Origin of the sequence: Nocardia vinacea NBRC 16497 (assembly GCF_000308835.1) — a bacterium.
Classification (GTDB): Bacteria; Actinomycetota; Actinomycetes; order Mycobacteriales; family Mycobacteriaceae; genus Nocardia; species Nocardia vinacea.
The window spans coordinates 1-13948 of sequence record NZ_BAGN01000134.1 but is presented as its reverse complement, the minus strand read 5'-3'; the positions used below and the strand labels follow the sequence as shown (position 1 = coordinate 13948).

Here is a 13948-nt window from a genome sequence, read left to right as displayed (position 1 = left end):
CTCCGGCCCGGTATTGCGGTTGGGCCACACCATCACCACCGCGGTTTCCGCGCCGACGGTGCGTCGCAGTTCATCCAGTCCGACGGCGAGCACCTCGACCACACTCGTCGCCGCGCCGACCGCGGTGGCCAGTCGTGACGCCGCCTGATCGCGGGCCTGCGCATCGTGTTCGGCAGTGACATCGCGGATGGTGCCGACGAAGATCTGCTCGTACTTCTCCGGTTCGACCATCGCACTGGTACTCACCGCGAGCCAGACCGTGCGGCCGTCGCGATGTTTGACCGGAATCACGAAACGCTGTGCCTCGCTACCGAGATCGGGATAGCGCGGACCCTCCGGCGTCGACCACGGATGCGGCAGTGGGAAAGGCAATTCCGATGCGCCGTAACCTGTCAGCGCGCCGAAGGCGGAGTTGACCTCGATGATGGTGCCGCGGGCGTCGGCCACGAAGAAGCCGTCCTGCAGCGACTCCACCAGGGCGGTGCGGAAGGCGTCGCGCCCGGCGAGATCGTCGATGCGCGAACGCTGTTGTTCGGCGCGGCGGGTGCCGTCGATATATCCGCGGGTGGCGATGTCCAGGGCGGCGAGAGTCTGCAGCAGGAATTCCAGTGCGGTCTCGGCGGTTGTGGCGGATTCGTCGGCCTTCGCGGTGCCCGATTCCGCGGCTTGCACCACCCGGTAATGGTTTTCGGTGAGATCGAGCAGGCTGATGCCCTCGACGAGAGCGCGCCGGCCGAGTTCGTAACCTTCCCCGAGGCCGGCCTGCGACGGTGAGTTCAAGTGCCGCCGTAGCGCATCCGCGTAGGCGTCGAGAAAAGCGGCCAGTGCCGCGCTCATTGCATTCCGCCGTTCACGCTGGTGCCTCCAGTACGCCGCCCCGGTGGCGGGCCGCGAGCACCAATGCGTCGTCGGTGTCCTTGGCATGCCTGGCCAGGATTTCGGCGGTGATCTCGGCGGTGGATTTGGACGGATCGATGCCGCTGTCGGCGGATTCGGTGACGATGCCGTCGGTCGACATCAACAGCAGATCGCCCGGACGCACCGGAACGGTCTGCACCTGTAGGTTCTGGGGTAGCCGATAGCCGACGATGCCACCGGTCATCAGGACCGTCGCGCGCATGGCGAGCCCGACCGGACCCGCGGTCAGAATCCGGGAATCGACATTGCCGACGCCGAGCCAGTGCACCGTATCGGATGCGCCGAACAGCGCCAACGAGACTGCTGCACCGCGGGTGTCGGCCATGGCCCGATGACACAGCACCATCAGGACGTCCAGCGGTTCGGCGCGATTCTCCGAGAGCACCTGTGCTGCGCGATCGGCGGCGTCCGCGGCCGCCGCGCCGTGGCCGAGTCCGTCGAGGACGGCGAAGAGTACCGCGCCGCCGCCTGCGTCGAGGACCACGCCGCGGTCACCGGAGACCCGCTGACCGGGCAGGGCACGGCCGGCCACCGCCCATTCGATCCGGCCGATGATCCCGTCCTCATGCACCGTTGGGTACCCACTTCCACATCTCCACCAACGTGCCGCGACCGGGTGCCGAATCAACGGTGAGCCGGTCCATCAGCCGGCGCGCGCCGGGCAGGCCGAGTCCGAGACCGCGGCCGGTGGAGTACCCGTCGTCGAGTGCGCGGGCGATATCGAGGATGCCGGGGCCCTGGTCCTCGGCCTGGACGACCAGCGCCTGGCGCCCCTCCCGGTCATCGACCAGCAAACGTATTTCACCGCTGCCCGCGTAACTGGTTATGTTGCGGGCGATCTCGGAGATCGCCGTCGAGATCATGGTCATATCTGTCAGTGAAAATCCGAGCTTGGCCGCCAGCTCACGTCCGGCTTGACGTGCGATCACGATGTCACCCGACACCCTGACCGCGATCACCAAGTTCTCAGCGGCCACTGTCACGACCATCTCGCTGGCGGCGGGCCGGAGTCATGCGGTTCAGCCACGCCAAGCCCTCTTCCAGGTCGAGGGCGGTGTGCATGTCCTCGAAGGTGAGGCCCAACTGCACCATGGCGAACGCGACTTCGGGTTGCAATCCGACGATGACCGTTTCGGCCCCGCGGAGCTGCGTCATGTGCGCGATGGTACGCAGCGATCTGGCCGCGAACGAATCCATGACGTCGATCGCGGTGACGTCCACGATGATCCCGTGCGCCCGGTATCTGCTGACCTGTTTCATCAGGTCGTCCTGGAGACGCTCGGTATCCGCGTCGGTCAAGGCTGACTGGACCGACGCGATCAGATAGGTACCTTGTTTGAGGATCGGAACCGGCATAGGGGGGCCCGATCAGCGCCCATCGCGCTCGGTGAGCATTCGATCCGTGACGCGGGTCACCTCATAGCCGAGTAAGCGTTCGGCCTCTTCGATACCTCCCTGGAGGTCACCGACCGCGTTCATCTTGGACAGGTCGAGGCCGATGGTCACCAGCGTGAGGGCGATCTCGGAGGACAGGCCGGTGATGATCACATTGGCGCCCATCAGGCCGGATGCGTCGACGGTCTGCACCAGGTGGTTGGCCACCGTGGAGTCGATCGCGGGCACACCGGTGATGTCGATGACGACCACCTTCGCGCGATTGGCGCGGATGGCGCGCAGTAGCTGTTCGGTGAGCTGGCGGGCACGTTGTGAGTCGAGCACACCGATGATCGGCAGGATGAGCAGCTGCTCACGCACCTGGAGCACCGGGGTGGACAGCTCGCGAATAGCTTCCTGCTGCTGGCGGATGACGCGCTCGCGCTCCTGCACGAACGAGATGGCCACGGTGCTCGCGATGCGGTTCGCGGCGGGCTCGTACGCGTCGAGTACCGCGTTGAGCATTTCGAAATCGGCCTGGTATTTCTCGAATAGCGAGCGGGCCAGCACGTCGCGCAGGAGCAGCACGATGCCGAGGACCTCGTCGGTTTCGACGCCTCTCGGAATGATGCGCTCGGACAGATCACGTGCGTAGGCCTGCAGCGCCTCGACGCTACCGGTTACCAGCACCTCGACGTAGTTGTCGTACATGGAGGTCGCCTCGGAGAAAATTTCCTCCGGGGTCATCGCGGTCAGCAGCTGGGCCTCGGTAATGCGCCTCGCCCACTCTTCACGCAGCCCGGTTCGGTTCTGCCGCAGGTGTTCGACCAGCTGCGGAAGCAGGTTGTCGACCGGTCCTACGGGCAGGGAATCCGCCGAAAGGCTCATGGACACCTCGGACATGGAAATTCCAGCCCCTTTCGACGGGATTGTCGGGATAGTCGTGCATGCGGCTGCGTGCCGATACCGAGCCTAGTCATACCCCATCCCGGTCGCCGGTGAAACCTGCCGTTAGCTCGATGGTAGATCCGGATCCTCGCTCGGCGGCGCGAATCCACGTGCCAGGGCGGCGAGCGCTTGGTCGAGATAGACCGTGAGATCGGCGTCAGCGCGGGTCAGCCAGGCATCGAAGGCAGCGCGCGCGGCGGCCAGGGTAGTGCGGCCGACCGCCATCGCGACCAGGTTGTCCTGCGGTACGCCGAGTCGGCGTGCGGCGAACGCGCTCACGGCCCGCTCCCAGGCGTCGTAATGCGCGCCCGCGGTGGCGGCCAGTGCCGGATCGCCGCCGACGAGCTGCATGCGAACGCGTAGTTCGGGCACGTCTTCGGCGCGATATCGGTTGGCGTTCACCACAACTCGGCGTACAGCCGTCATCATCGGCACCTCGTCGGGCACGGTGGCGAAGGCCGCGCGCAGCGCCTCGACCTCGGCGTCGAACTGATACCAGAGCACCTCCGCCTTGGTGGGGAAGTAACGGAAGAAGGTGCGCCCGCTGATACCCGCGGCCGCGGCGATCTGCTCGACGGTGGTTTCGTCGAAGCCCTGTTCGGTGAACAGTCGCATGGCGATCAGTTCGAGTTCGCGCTTGGTTGTGCCGCGTGGACGGCCCCGCACCTTGGCATCGGTCACGGTTGTCGATTATGGCGTCGATCGCTGGTTCTTGATTATGTCAGTGACTGACGATAATCTCGCGGCATGGTGGAAAGTGTCGCGGAACACACTGTGGCCGCGCGACTGACCTGGCCGGAGGCCGGGTCACGCGCGGCTGCGGGCGCGATTCTTGCCGTGCCGATCGGGGCGACCGAACAGCACGGACCGCATCTGCCGCTGTCCACCGACACCGATATCGCGGTGGCATTGTGCGCGCGGCTGGCCGAGTCGCGGTCGGATGTGCTCGTCGCACCGGCGATCCCGTATGGAGCCAGCGGTGAGCACGCGGGTTTCGCGGGCACGCTGTCGATCGGAAAGGCCGCGCTGGAGTTGCTGATCGTCGAGTTGTGCCGTTCGGCCACCGATACTTTCGACCGCATCGTGCTCGTCAACGGGCACGGCGGCAATCTCGAACCGCTGCGCAAGGCGGAGGCGTTGCTGCGTACCGAATCCCGGGACGTGCGGGTGTTCATGCCGCGCTATCCGGGCGATCCGCACGCGGGCCGCGCCGAGACCTCGATGCAATTGGCGCTGCGCCCGGATGTGGTGCGGACCGAACTCGCCGTCGCCGGTGATACGAGGCCGCTCGCCGAGCTCTTGCCGCTGCTGCGCGCCGGGGGAGTGCGCGCGGTCAGCGCCAACGGGGTGCTCGGCGACCCGACGGGCGCGAATGCCGACGAAGGCACTGCACTGCTCACTCAACTGACCACTGACCTGCATGAACAGATCCGGCTGTGGTGGCCGGTGGCTTCCCCGAAAGGATCCCTCACGTGAACCCGTGGTTCGAAACCGTTGCCGAGGCGCAGCGGCGGGCAAAGAAACGACTGCCGAAGTCGGTGTACGGCGCACTGATCGCCGGATCCGAACGCGGCCAGACCATCGACGAAAATCAGCAGGCCTTCACCGAACTAGGCTTCGCACCGCACTGCGCTGGCCCGATCGGCGATCGCGACCAGTCGACAACCGTACTGGGACAGCAGCTCTCGATGCCGGTGCTGATTTCGCCGACCGGCGTGCAGGCGGTGCATCCGGATGGTGAAGTGGCCGTGGCCCGTGCGGCGGCGGCGCGCGGGATCGCGATGGGGCTCAGTTCCTTCGCGAGCAAGCCCATCGAGGAGGTCATCGCGGCGAATCCGGCGACATTCTTCCAGCTGTACTGGTGCGGTTCGAAAGATGAGATCCTGCAGCGGATGTCGCGCGCCAAGGCGGCGGGCGCGGTCGGTCTGATCCTGACCCTGGACTGGTCCTTCTCGCACGGGCGCGACTGGGGCAGCCCGGTGATCCCGGAGAAGCTGGATTTCAAGACCATGCTGACCTTCGCCCCGCAGACCCTGGCGCGGCCGCGCTGGCTCGCCACTTATGTTCGCTCCGGCCGTATTCCGGATCTCACCGCACCGAATATGGCCGTCGGCGACGGCCCGGCGCCCGGCTTCTTCGGCGCCTACGGCGAGTGGATGGGCACTCCCGCACCGGATTGGGCGGATGTTGCGTGGATCTGCGAACAGTGGGACGGGCCGGTCATGCTCAAGGGCGTGATGCGCGTCGACGATGCGCTGCGTGCGATCGACGCCGGCGTCGCGGCCATCTCGGTGTCCAATCACGGCGGGAACAATCTGGACGGTACGCCTGCCGCGATTCGGGCATTGCCCGTGGTGGCCGATGCAGTCGGATCGCAGATCGAGGTGGTGCTCGACGGTGGCATCCGACGCGGTAGCGATGTGGTGAAGGCGGTGGCGCTGGGCGCTCGCGCGGTCATGATCGGGCGGGCCTATCTGTGGGGCCTCGCCGCGAATGGGCAGGCCGGTGTCGAGAATGTGCTCGACATCCTGCGTGGCGGTATTGATTCGGCGCTGCTGGGACTGCGCAAGACCAGCATCGGCGATCTCGATCGGGGCGATCTGGTGGTGCCGGACGGGTTCGAGCGGGCATTGGGAGTGCCGGATCCGGCCGTGCGGTCGGCTTGACCTGGCGGATTATTCGGTAGCTGCGGCTCTTCGATGATGGGTGAGCAGCGTGTCGTAGATGTCGGCGAGGGCGGCCAACTGTTGGCGGTCGAGTACGTCGACCATATGTCTGCGCACGCTCTGCACATGTGCTGGCGCGGCGGTGGCCAGCACGTCGGCGCCGCGCGGCGTGAGCCGCGCGGCGGTGCGGCGGGCGTCATCCGGAATGGGTTCCCTGGCGACCAGTGCACGTTTCTCCATGCGGGTGATCTGATGGGACAGCCTGCTCTGCGACCATTCGAGTTTGGCGGCGAGATCGGCGAAGGTGAGTCGATGATCCGGTGCGTCGGCCAGGTAGGCCAGCACCGAGTATTCGACGTAGGTGAGGTTCGACTCGCGGGATGAGTCGCGCCCGACCGCGGCGGCGATGAGGTCCCTGGTGCGCACATATCCCACCCATGCGCGCATTTCGATGTCATCGAGCCAGTGGGGATCGGTCACGAGAGCGCTCCAAACTCTGACATGTCATTGAATTGTCCTGCCGCATGATGTCGCGCGGCAACTGCCAGAACTGAGAGGTAGCACTGCTGGGGTTGAACGTGCAACCTTTTGGTGGGATGCACCGAGTGAGGGTTGCCTAAGCTCGGTCGGCCTCCTATTACTGGATACGCTCCTTGTGCTCGTGACCAGCCTGCCGAAGACCTTCCGAAGGCCCCGGCGGTGCGTCAGCCCTGAGACCGAATAAGGAGTGCGTCCGTGACCGCGCCGGATTTCCGCTATTCAGATCTGCTGCCGATCGGCGCCGACGACACCCCGTACCGGTTGATCACCACCGAGGGCGTCAGCACCTTCGAACACAACGGCCGCACTTTCCTGCAGGTCGAACCCGAGGCATTGCGCCTGCTCACCGCCGAGGCGATGCACGACATCAGCCACTACCTGCGGCCCGCGCATCTGTCGCAGCTGCGCCGGATCATCGATGATCCCGAGGCCAGCGGTAATGACCGTTTCGTCGCGCTGGACCTGCTCAAGAATGTCAACATTTCCGCGGGCGGCATCCTGCCGATGTGTCAGGACACCGGCACCGCCATCGTGATGGGCAAGAAGTCCGAGGGTGTGCTCACCGGCGTGGACGATGCCGAATGGATCAGCCGCGGCGTATTCGACGCCTACACCAAGTTGAATCTGCGTTACTCGCAACTCGCACCCATCACCATGTGGGACGAGAAGAACACCGGCACCAATCTGCCCGCGCAGATCGAGTTGTACTCCACGGCGGGCGATCCCGCGCATCCGTCCTACAAGTTCCTGTTCATGGCCAAGGGCGGCGGTTCGGCGAACAAGTCGTTCCTGTACCAGGAGACCAAGGCCGTGCTGAATCCCACCCGCATGCTGGAGTTCCTGGACGAGAAGATCCGCTCGCTCGGCACCGCCGCTTGCCCGCCGTACCACCTCGCGGTGGTAATCGGCGGCACCAGTGCGGAATTCGCGTTGAAGACGGCCAAATACGCGTCCGCGCACTACCTGGACACGCTGCCCACCGAGGGTTCGCTCGCGGCGCATGCCTTCCGGGATCTGGAACTGGAGGAAGAGGTCTTCAAGCTCACCCAGTCCTTCGGTATCGGCGCGCAATTCGGCGGTAAGTACTTCTGCCACGACGTGCGCGTGGTACGCCTGCCCCGGCACGGCGCCAGCTGCCCGGTCGCCATCGCGGTGTCCTGCTCGGCCGACCGGCAGGCGCTGGCCAAGATCACGCCGGAGGGTGTGTTCCTGGAGCAGCTCGAGCGCGAGCCCGCGCACTACCTGCCCGAGCAGACCGACTCCATCCTCGGCGGCGATGTGGTCAAGGTCGACCTGAACCGGCCGATGTCGGAGATTCGCGCCGAACTGTCGAAATATCCGGTGAAGACCCGGCTTTCGCTGACCGGTCCACTGGTCGTCGCCCGCGATATCGCACACGCCAAGATCAAAGAGCGCCTCGACGCGGGCGAGCCGATGCCGGAATACCTGCGCGAGATGGCCGTGTACTACGCGGGCCCGGCGAAGACGCCCGAGGGTTACGCGTCCGGTTCGTTCGGTCCGACCACCGCGGGCCGGATGGACTCCTACGTCGATCAGTTCCAGGCCGCGGGCGGATCGTTCGTCATGCTGGCCAAGGGCAATCGCTCGGCCCAGGTGACCAAGGCATGCAAGGAGCACGGCGGTTTCTACCTCGGTTCCATCGGCGGGCCCGCGGCGCGACTGGCACTGGATTGCATCAAATCCGTCGAGGTACTGGAGTATCCGGAGCTGGGCATGGAGGCGGTCTGGAAGATCGAGGTCGAAGATTTTCCGGCATTCATCGTGGTGGACGACAAGGGCAACGACTTCTTCGCGGAAACGCAGAAGCCGATTGCGTTGCGGGTGCGCACCCGCTCGAAGGAACGCGTCTGAACGGTCGAAACGGGCCGCGACTGCTTGCGGGTCGCTCGAAACGGTCAACCATCAGGGCACATGTCCGGACACCGGATTGTCACCCCGTTCGCCGGGGTAACAATCCCGCCGAAGCGATGCACTCTTGAGTAGGGGTACATCGCTGCACCGGTGTCGATGGAGGTCGAGGAGGGCAATGAGTACGTCGTTTCGTATCTCGGAATCCGCCAGCCGTCGGTTGGCCGAACGCGCCGCTCGTGAGGGAACCAGTTCGACCGCACTACTCAACCGCCTGATCCGGGAGGGTTTCGATCAGCTCGACCATCCCGGAATCGTTTTCCGCGGCCCCATCTCCGACCGCCGCGCGGCACTGGCTGCGGGCCCGGAGGTGTGGGAAGTCGTTGCGCGCCTACAGGAACTGGACGGTCCGGAGGAACGCCGCATCGCTGTCCTGAGCCAGCAATCGGATCTGCACTCCCGCAGGATCAAGATCGCTATCGCCTACGCGCGGGCGCACGGCCCGGAGATCATCGAGCGCATCGATCGCAATCGTGAAGCGGCCGAAGCGATCCGCGGTTCGGATTCGGTGCGCCCCTGACCCATAGCCGATCAACACTATAGCGGGTGGCTATCGCACTCATATGTGTGCGATAGCCGCCCGTTTCGCGTCTGCTGAGCACCTGTTCGCAGCGGAAAGGCTTGCGATGCAATAGGGTTGCGTCGTATGTGGGCGATCGTGGGGCGCTGGGTTGCCGATCAGGACGGCGGCTTCGGGGTCGTGACGACCGAGTCGTGCGAGGAGTTCGTGGTGCGCGATGCGGTGATCGAGTCCGATTCCCCGCTGCATACCGGGGACCGCGTGTGGCTGGAATTCGTCGACGGTGGGGATTCCGGCGAGGTCATGAAACTCGTGAAGGCACGGTAGTTTCCGGGTTTCTCGGGAGTTGCTGGGGATTGTTGATCGTGATCCACAACACTGGAATAGATTGTGGACAGGGGGATTTCCGCTGCGACAAATCGGGCGTGGCACAGGATGTTTCGGACATTGGTGACTTATTGTCCTGTGAGTATGTGGAAAGCTATGTGAATGACGTCCGTTCGGACAGCCCGGTGTCCTCCCATTCGCCGGTATGTTGCTAGAGGTGATCGGTGGTTGGGTGTGAGCCGTGGGGGAGTAGGCGCGGGGTCTGCGGTCGCAGGGTCGTTACTATCGCTGACATGTCTCTGACGCTCCGTTCCCGGACCCTGCTGGGCGTATCCGCCGCGCTGTTCCCGGTGATAGTCGCGGCCGGGCCGTCCATGCCCGCCGCCACGGCCGCGCCGGTCGTGCAGGTGGCCGGTAATGCCAGCGGGACCGAGGGGCTGGAGCCGGGGCTCGCCGCCGCGTATACGCAGGCCGAGAACCAGGCGCATATCGAAGGGGTCGCGCTGTACATCAACTCCGGCTACCGCACGCCCGCCGAGCAGCAGGCGCTGTGGGACGACGGGGTGCGGACTTACGGCAGTCCCGAGGAGGCGCGGCGGTGGGTGCTGCCGCCCGACGAGTCGACCCATGTGCGGGGCCGGGCGATCGACGTGGGGCCGCAGGGCGGGGCGCAGTGGCTGGAGGCGAATGGGAATCGCTGGGGCCTTTGCCGGATCTTTCAGAATGAATGGTGGCATTTCGAACTCGCCACCGCCCCGGGCGGCGCCTGCCCGGCGTTGCGCGCGGACGCGAGCGAGGGCGGTACCGCGCCGGCTCCGTCGTCGCCGATCCCGCCCTTCCTCCCGGGATTGCCGTCCATCCCCCTCCCGCCGTGGTTGAGCGGTTCCTTCGGGCTGTAGTCAGCGTGCCCGGCGGGGGTGCCAGCGTCTGCGCGCTTGGCCGGATGCTCGATTCGGCAGCGCCCGGAACAGCGTCGCCGTACTGATCGTGTCTCTCGCGCAGACGGTGACGACGCGTTAGGTGACAGCTAGTATCGAACAAGTGAGCGAAGGTGGTGAGATTGCGGGGAGCGCGCGGTACACATATCGGCTCCGTGTCTCCTGCACCGCCCAGCGGGCGCTGCTCGCCGAGTGGGACCGCTGCCGATGGGTATGGAATCAGTGCGTCACCGAAGCCAAACAAGCCCATACCAGTGGTGAGAAGACAGGCCCCGCTGTCCTTGACAAACAGCTCACGGGCTGGCGGTCCGAACACGAATGGCTCCGCACAGGGGCGTCCGTCCCACAGCAGCAGATCGTCCGCGATTTCGGGCGCTCCCGCGCGAAAGCGCTCAGGGACTTAAGAAACCGCGTCCCGCAGCGGCAGCGCGCTGGAATGCCCCGCTACAAGAAGAAAGATCTTTCCGCACCGAGCTTGAACTACACGCTGCGCGGTTTCCGGATCAAAGACGGTCGCCTTCACCTCGCCGGCGGTGTCGTCGTTCGACCAGTGTGGTCTCGTGAACTACCTGCTACCCCGTCTAGCGTTCGCGTCTACCGGGACAGCCTTGGCCACTGGTATTGCTCGTTCGTTGTCCCTGCTCAGGCCGAACCGCTCCCGCCGACAGGTCTGGCAGTCGGGGTCGATTGGGGCGTGAAGGAAATCGCGACAACAACCAGCGCCGACCATGACCTCCCGCACGCCGGACTCGGGAAGACCGCCGCAACGAAACTCGCCCGCTACCAGCGGATGATGGCCCGCCGACGGAAATACGGCCAGCCCGCCTCAAACAGCTACAAGGCAGCGAAGCGCAAGGTAGCTAAGGCGTATAAGAAGGTCGTCAGGCAGCGGCAGGACTACGGTCGGAAATGGGCGAAACGGGTCGTCCAGGACTTCGACAAACTCGCCGTCGAAGACTTCAAACCGCGGTTCCTCGCCCGCTCGACGATGGCGAAGAAGGCGCACGACGCCGCTATCGGCGCGACGAAAACAGCACTAATCGAGATGGCGCGCAAGCACCGGCGTGAACTTGTCGTTGTGCCCACCGCGTACACGAGCATGGATTGCGGGAGTTGCGGTGCGAGAACCAAGCACAAGCTCCCGCTATCCCAACGCACCTACCTGTGCGAAGAATGTGGGCATGTCGCGGACCGCGACAAGAACGCCGCACTAGTCATGTTGAGCAGGGCTGGATTCTGCCCTACTGGCATCGAGAACAGAAGACCCGAGCACTCGCCGAGTGTCCAGGCAGTTTGAGCTAGGAATCCCCGCCCTTTCAGAGCGGGGAGGAATCAAATTCAGCCGACCGGCGCCGGGGTGCCCGGCATATTGTCCAGTGCCAGCCCGCCCTCGATCGAGTTCGGGACGCGGCGGCGGTTGGGGGAGCCGAGCGCTGCGGTGAGATCGGTCCCATCGTGTTCGGCGAGCAGATCGCCGCTGTCCCACACCAGCAGCGTTGCGCTGACGGTGTTCTCGGCGGCCGAATGCGCGAGATCGTAATGCGCGCAGCCGGGGACGTGCGGGTAGGTGATCCACAGGTCGTAACCGGTCATGAACAGGTCGAGGTCGAATTGCACACTCAAGCCGAGCAATTCGCTGCGGCCGTTGTCGTCGACACCGGCGAATGCCTCGTCCAGTGCGAGCAGTCGCGGCGCCTGCGGATCGGCCGAGTCGAGCATGACGTGCGCGGCGGCGAACAGCGGCAGATGCAGCGAGACCGACTGTTCACCGCCGGAGAGCGCACTGTGCCTGGCCACGGTCAGCTTGTCCTCGCTGCCGTCGGCGGAGATGAGAGTGAAGGAGAACACCCGCCAGGTCCGGTAATCCAGTGTCGCACCCAGGATTTCGGGGTAGGAACGCTCCGGATGCGCGGCGCGCGCGGCCCGGATCTCGGCGGCGAAGTGGGCGCGGATGGCCGCCAGATCATCGGCGACGAGCGAGGAGGCGTCGCGGTCCAACAGCTTGCACATGGCGCGTGCGGCATCCGAGAGCGAATCGGAGAGCACCCAGTGCACGCCGATGGTATTGCCCGAGGACATGCGGCGCTGTTTCATCTCCGCACCCATGCGGGCGATGAGATCGCGTGCATCGCTGGTGCGCTCATAGATCTGCTGCGCGAGCCCGGTGAGCAGCGCATCCTCGAGGATCCGGCGTTCGGCGTCGGTGAGCAGCAATTCCTGATCGCGGCGGGCGGCGTCGATGCGGGTGGCGAAATCCGCGAGGGCCGACAACCCGTTGTCGTCCTGCACCTGGACGACGGTCAGGCCGTCCGCGGCATCCCATTGCAGCCGGTAGTCGCGGCCGGAAGCGGCCAGCGCGGCGTCGAATTCCTGCAGTGCCGAGGTCACCGCACTGCGCGTGGATTTGCGGGCCGCCTCGCCCGCCCGCACGGAAGACGTTGCGGCGGTGAGATTGTCGAAGAGTTCGGCTACCTCATCCGGCAGCACCTGGGGTTCGACCTCGGGCCCGGCCGCCGAAATGCGGTAGAGCAGTTGTTCGGGGGTCGACCAGGCGGCATCGCTGCTCGGCCAGCGGCTGTCGGCAGGTGCGCCGAGCAGGGTGAGCAGATCCGGCTGGGCGTAGGGCGCAAGGGCTTTCACATCGGCAAGGACCTCGGTGAGCGCGGTACCGAGCGACTCGTGCGCGGTGCGGTAAGCGGCCTCCGCATCACCGACCGCCTCGATCGCCGCATTGGCGGCCTTGCGGGCGGCCTTCTGCTCGGCCCGGGTCGCCTCGATCTTCGCGCGCGCCTGTTCGAGTTCGCGATCGATGTCGGCGGCGCCCGCGCCGAGTGCCTCGCGCAGGGTTTCGAGTTTGCGCAGCTGCTCCTGGTAGCCCGCATTGGCGGCCTCGGCCTCTTCGGCGAAGGCCTCGGCCAGATCGCGGGCCTCGTCGAAGCGGTCCGACCCCTCGCGTTCGCGTTCGCGCTCCCGTTCATGGTCGGCTCGCAGGCGCAACAGGCCGGTCCCGGTGTTCTCGAAATGGCGGATGGCGGCGGCGAGGGCATCGATCTCGCGGGCGTCGCGCGGCGTGCGGTGCGCCTGGGCGACCGAGCGCAACTTCTTCTCGACAGCCGACGCCTCGGCCACCGCTTGGTCGAGGTCGCGTTCGGCCTGGGCGACCGCTTCGGAGCGCGAGCGCATCATGCCTGCGGCTTCCGAAACCGCGCGCAGGGCTGCGGTGACGGCCGAGGGGCGCGGCAATGCCTTGGCGGCGGCGGAGATTCGCGCCAGCTCGCCGCTCGCCGCGGCCTGGGCGGCCTGTGCCTGCCGCTGTGTCTCCTCGGCGGACTCGATTGCCGCGGCCAACTCGGCGAGCCGGATTTCCCGGCGCTTCGCGCGTGCGGTGGCCCCGATGAATTCGGCATCGGGTTTGTGGTGGCGGCCCACCTGAACGCCCTGCCGGAAACCGCCGGTGGTGCTCACGCCGACTTCGGTGCCGAGGCCGGAGTCGTTGTCGTACAGGGCGATGGAGGCCAGCACGTTTGCGATGACCTGCTTCGGCACCGTGAGTTCGGCCGAATCATCCTCCACGACAAGGACATCGGCCAGCGTGCGCCCGGACGGCCGCGCTGAGGTAGGCAGGGGAACCAGGAACTGGTCGGAGGTGTATTCCGGCCGTTCGGCTTCCGCGCAGACCCAACTGTCGAGCAGGTCCGCGGCGTGCAGGGCGGCCTCGATGCCCGCGGCCTGCGCTGGTGTCACGGAATCAGCGAAACGGACCAGTCGCCACAGCGGCGCACCCGCAC

The 13948-nt window shown here is 66.0% G+C and carries 15 protein-coding genes; 7 read left to right on the top strand and 8 right to left on the bottom strand.

All coding sequences use genetic code 11. The features are described 5' to 3' along the window. From ON44_RS18590 to mftR, 6 genes are all read right to left on the bottom strand, one after another. Positions 1-837: PAS domain S-box protein (locus tag ON44_RS18590; protein ID WP_040691756.1), on the bottom strand; the 837-nt coding region annotated here is incomplete at its 3' end. Positions 838-850: 13 nt separating this feature from the next. Beyond that, entirely contained in the window at positions 851-1489 is a 639-nt protein-coding gene (locus ON44_RS18585) for a SpoIIE family protein phosphatase (protein WP_040691754.1), read from the bottom strand. Continuing rightward, positions 1482-1907, bottom strand: a complete 426-nt coding sequence (locus ON44_RS18580) for an ATP-binding protein (RefSeq protein ID WP_040691752.1) — start codon at positions 1905-1907, stop codon at positions 1482-1484. Before ON44_RS18580 ends, ON44_RS18585 begins: the two co-directional genes overlap by 8 nt. Beyond that, positions 1885-2274 (bottom strand): STAS domain-containing protein, encoded by a 390-nt coding sequence (locus tag ON44_RS18575; protein ID WP_040691749.1) that lies wholly within the window; start codon positions 2272-2274, stop codon positions 1885-1887. The genes ON44_RS18580 and ON44_RS18575 overlap by 23 nt, the downstream gene beginning before the upstream one ends. A 12-nt stretch (positions 2275-2286) precedes the next feature. After that, positions 2287-3195 (bottom strand): STAS domain-containing protein, encoded by a 909-nt coding sequence (locus ON44_RS18570; RefSeq protein WP_040691747.1) that lies wholly within the window; start codon positions 3193-3195, stop codon positions 2287-2289. Between the two features lie 108 nt (positions 3196-3303). Next, positions 3304-3921 carry a mycofactocin system transcriptional regulator MftR gene (gene mftR / locus ON44_RS18565; RefSeq protein WP_040691745.1) on the bottom strand — a complete coding sequence of 206 codons (618 nt, stop codon included), beginning with the start codon at positions 3919-3921 and terminating at the stop codon, positions 3304-3306. Positions 3922-3987: 66 nt separating this feature from the next. Here mftR and mftE point away from each other — a divergent pair, with 66 nt between their 5' ends. Together mftE and mftD are read left to right on the top strand one after the other, a co-directional pair. Next, complete coding sequence (gene mftE, locus ON44_RS18560) at positions 3988-4716, top strand: mycofactocin biosynthesis peptidyl-dipeptidase MftE (RefSeq protein ID WP_040691743.1); 729 nt, start codon at positions 3988-3990, stop codon at positions 4714-4716. Then, a complete protein-coding gene (mftD, locus tag ON44_RS18555; RefSeq protein ID WP_040691740.1) occupies positions 4713-5906 on the top strand; it encodes a pre-mycofactocin synthase MftD in 1194 nt (397 codons plus the stop codon). The genes mftE and mftD overlap by 4 nt, the downstream gene beginning before the upstream one ends. 9 nt (positions 5907-5915) lie before the next feature. Here the strand turns inward: mftD and ON44_RS18550 are convergent, their stop codons facing one another. Continuing rightward, positions 5916-6386: a MarR family winged helix-turn-helix transcriptional regulator gene (locus ON44_RS18550; RefSeq protein ID WP_040691737.1), complete on the bottom strand. Its 471-nt coding sequence runs from the start codon at positions 6384-6386 to the stop codon at positions 5916-5918. Between the two features lie 255 nt (positions 6387-6641). On the opposite strand from ON44_RS18550, the gene ON44_RS18545 reads away from it, so the two are divergent. The 5 genes from ON44_RS18545 (at position 6642) to ON44_RS18525 (ending at position 11457) form a co-directional block, all read left to right on the top strand. Beyond that, a complete protein-coding gene (locus ON44_RS18545; RefSeq protein ID WP_040691736.1) occupies positions 6642-8318 on the top strand; it encodes a fumarate hydratase in 1677 nt (558 codons plus the stop codon). Between the two features lie 175 nt (positions 8319-8493). Then, positions 8494-8895 carry a hypothetical protein gene (locus ON44_RS18540; RefSeq protein WP_040691734.1) on the top strand — a complete coding sequence of 134 codons (402 nt, stop codon included), beginning with the start codon at positions 8494-8496 and terminating at the stop codon, positions 8893-8895. Positions 8896-9021: 126 nt separating this feature from the next. Beyond that, positions 9022-9222 carry a hypothetical protein gene (locus tag ON44_RS18535; RefSeq protein WP_040691731.1) on the top strand — a complete coding sequence of 67 codons (201 nt, stop codon included), beginning with the start codon at positions 9022-9024 and terminating at the stop codon, positions 9220-9222. A 293-nt stretch (positions 9223-9515) separates the two neighbouring features. Next, positions 9516-10121 (top strand): M15 family metallopeptidase, encoded by a 606-nt coding sequence (locus tag ON44_RS18530; RefSeq protein ID WP_083897970.1) that lies wholly within the window; start codon positions 9516-9518, stop codon positions 10119-10121. 142 nt (positions 10122-10263) lie between these two features. Continuing rightward, positions 10264-11457 carry an RNA-guided endonuclease InsQ/TnpB family protein gene (locus tag ON44_RS18525; protein ID WP_245567222.1) on the top strand — a complete coding sequence of 398 codons (1194 nt, stop codon included), beginning with the start codon at positions 10264-10266 and terminating at the stop codon, positions 11455-11457. Between the two features lie 41 nt (positions 11458-11498). Here ON44_RS18525 and ON44_RS18520 read toward each other — a convergent pair. Next, positions 11499-13948 (bottom strand): SbcC/MukB-like Walker B domain-containing protein (locus tag ON44_RS18520; RefSeq protein ID WP_040691728.1); only part of this gene is annotated, 2450 nt, incomplete at its 5' end.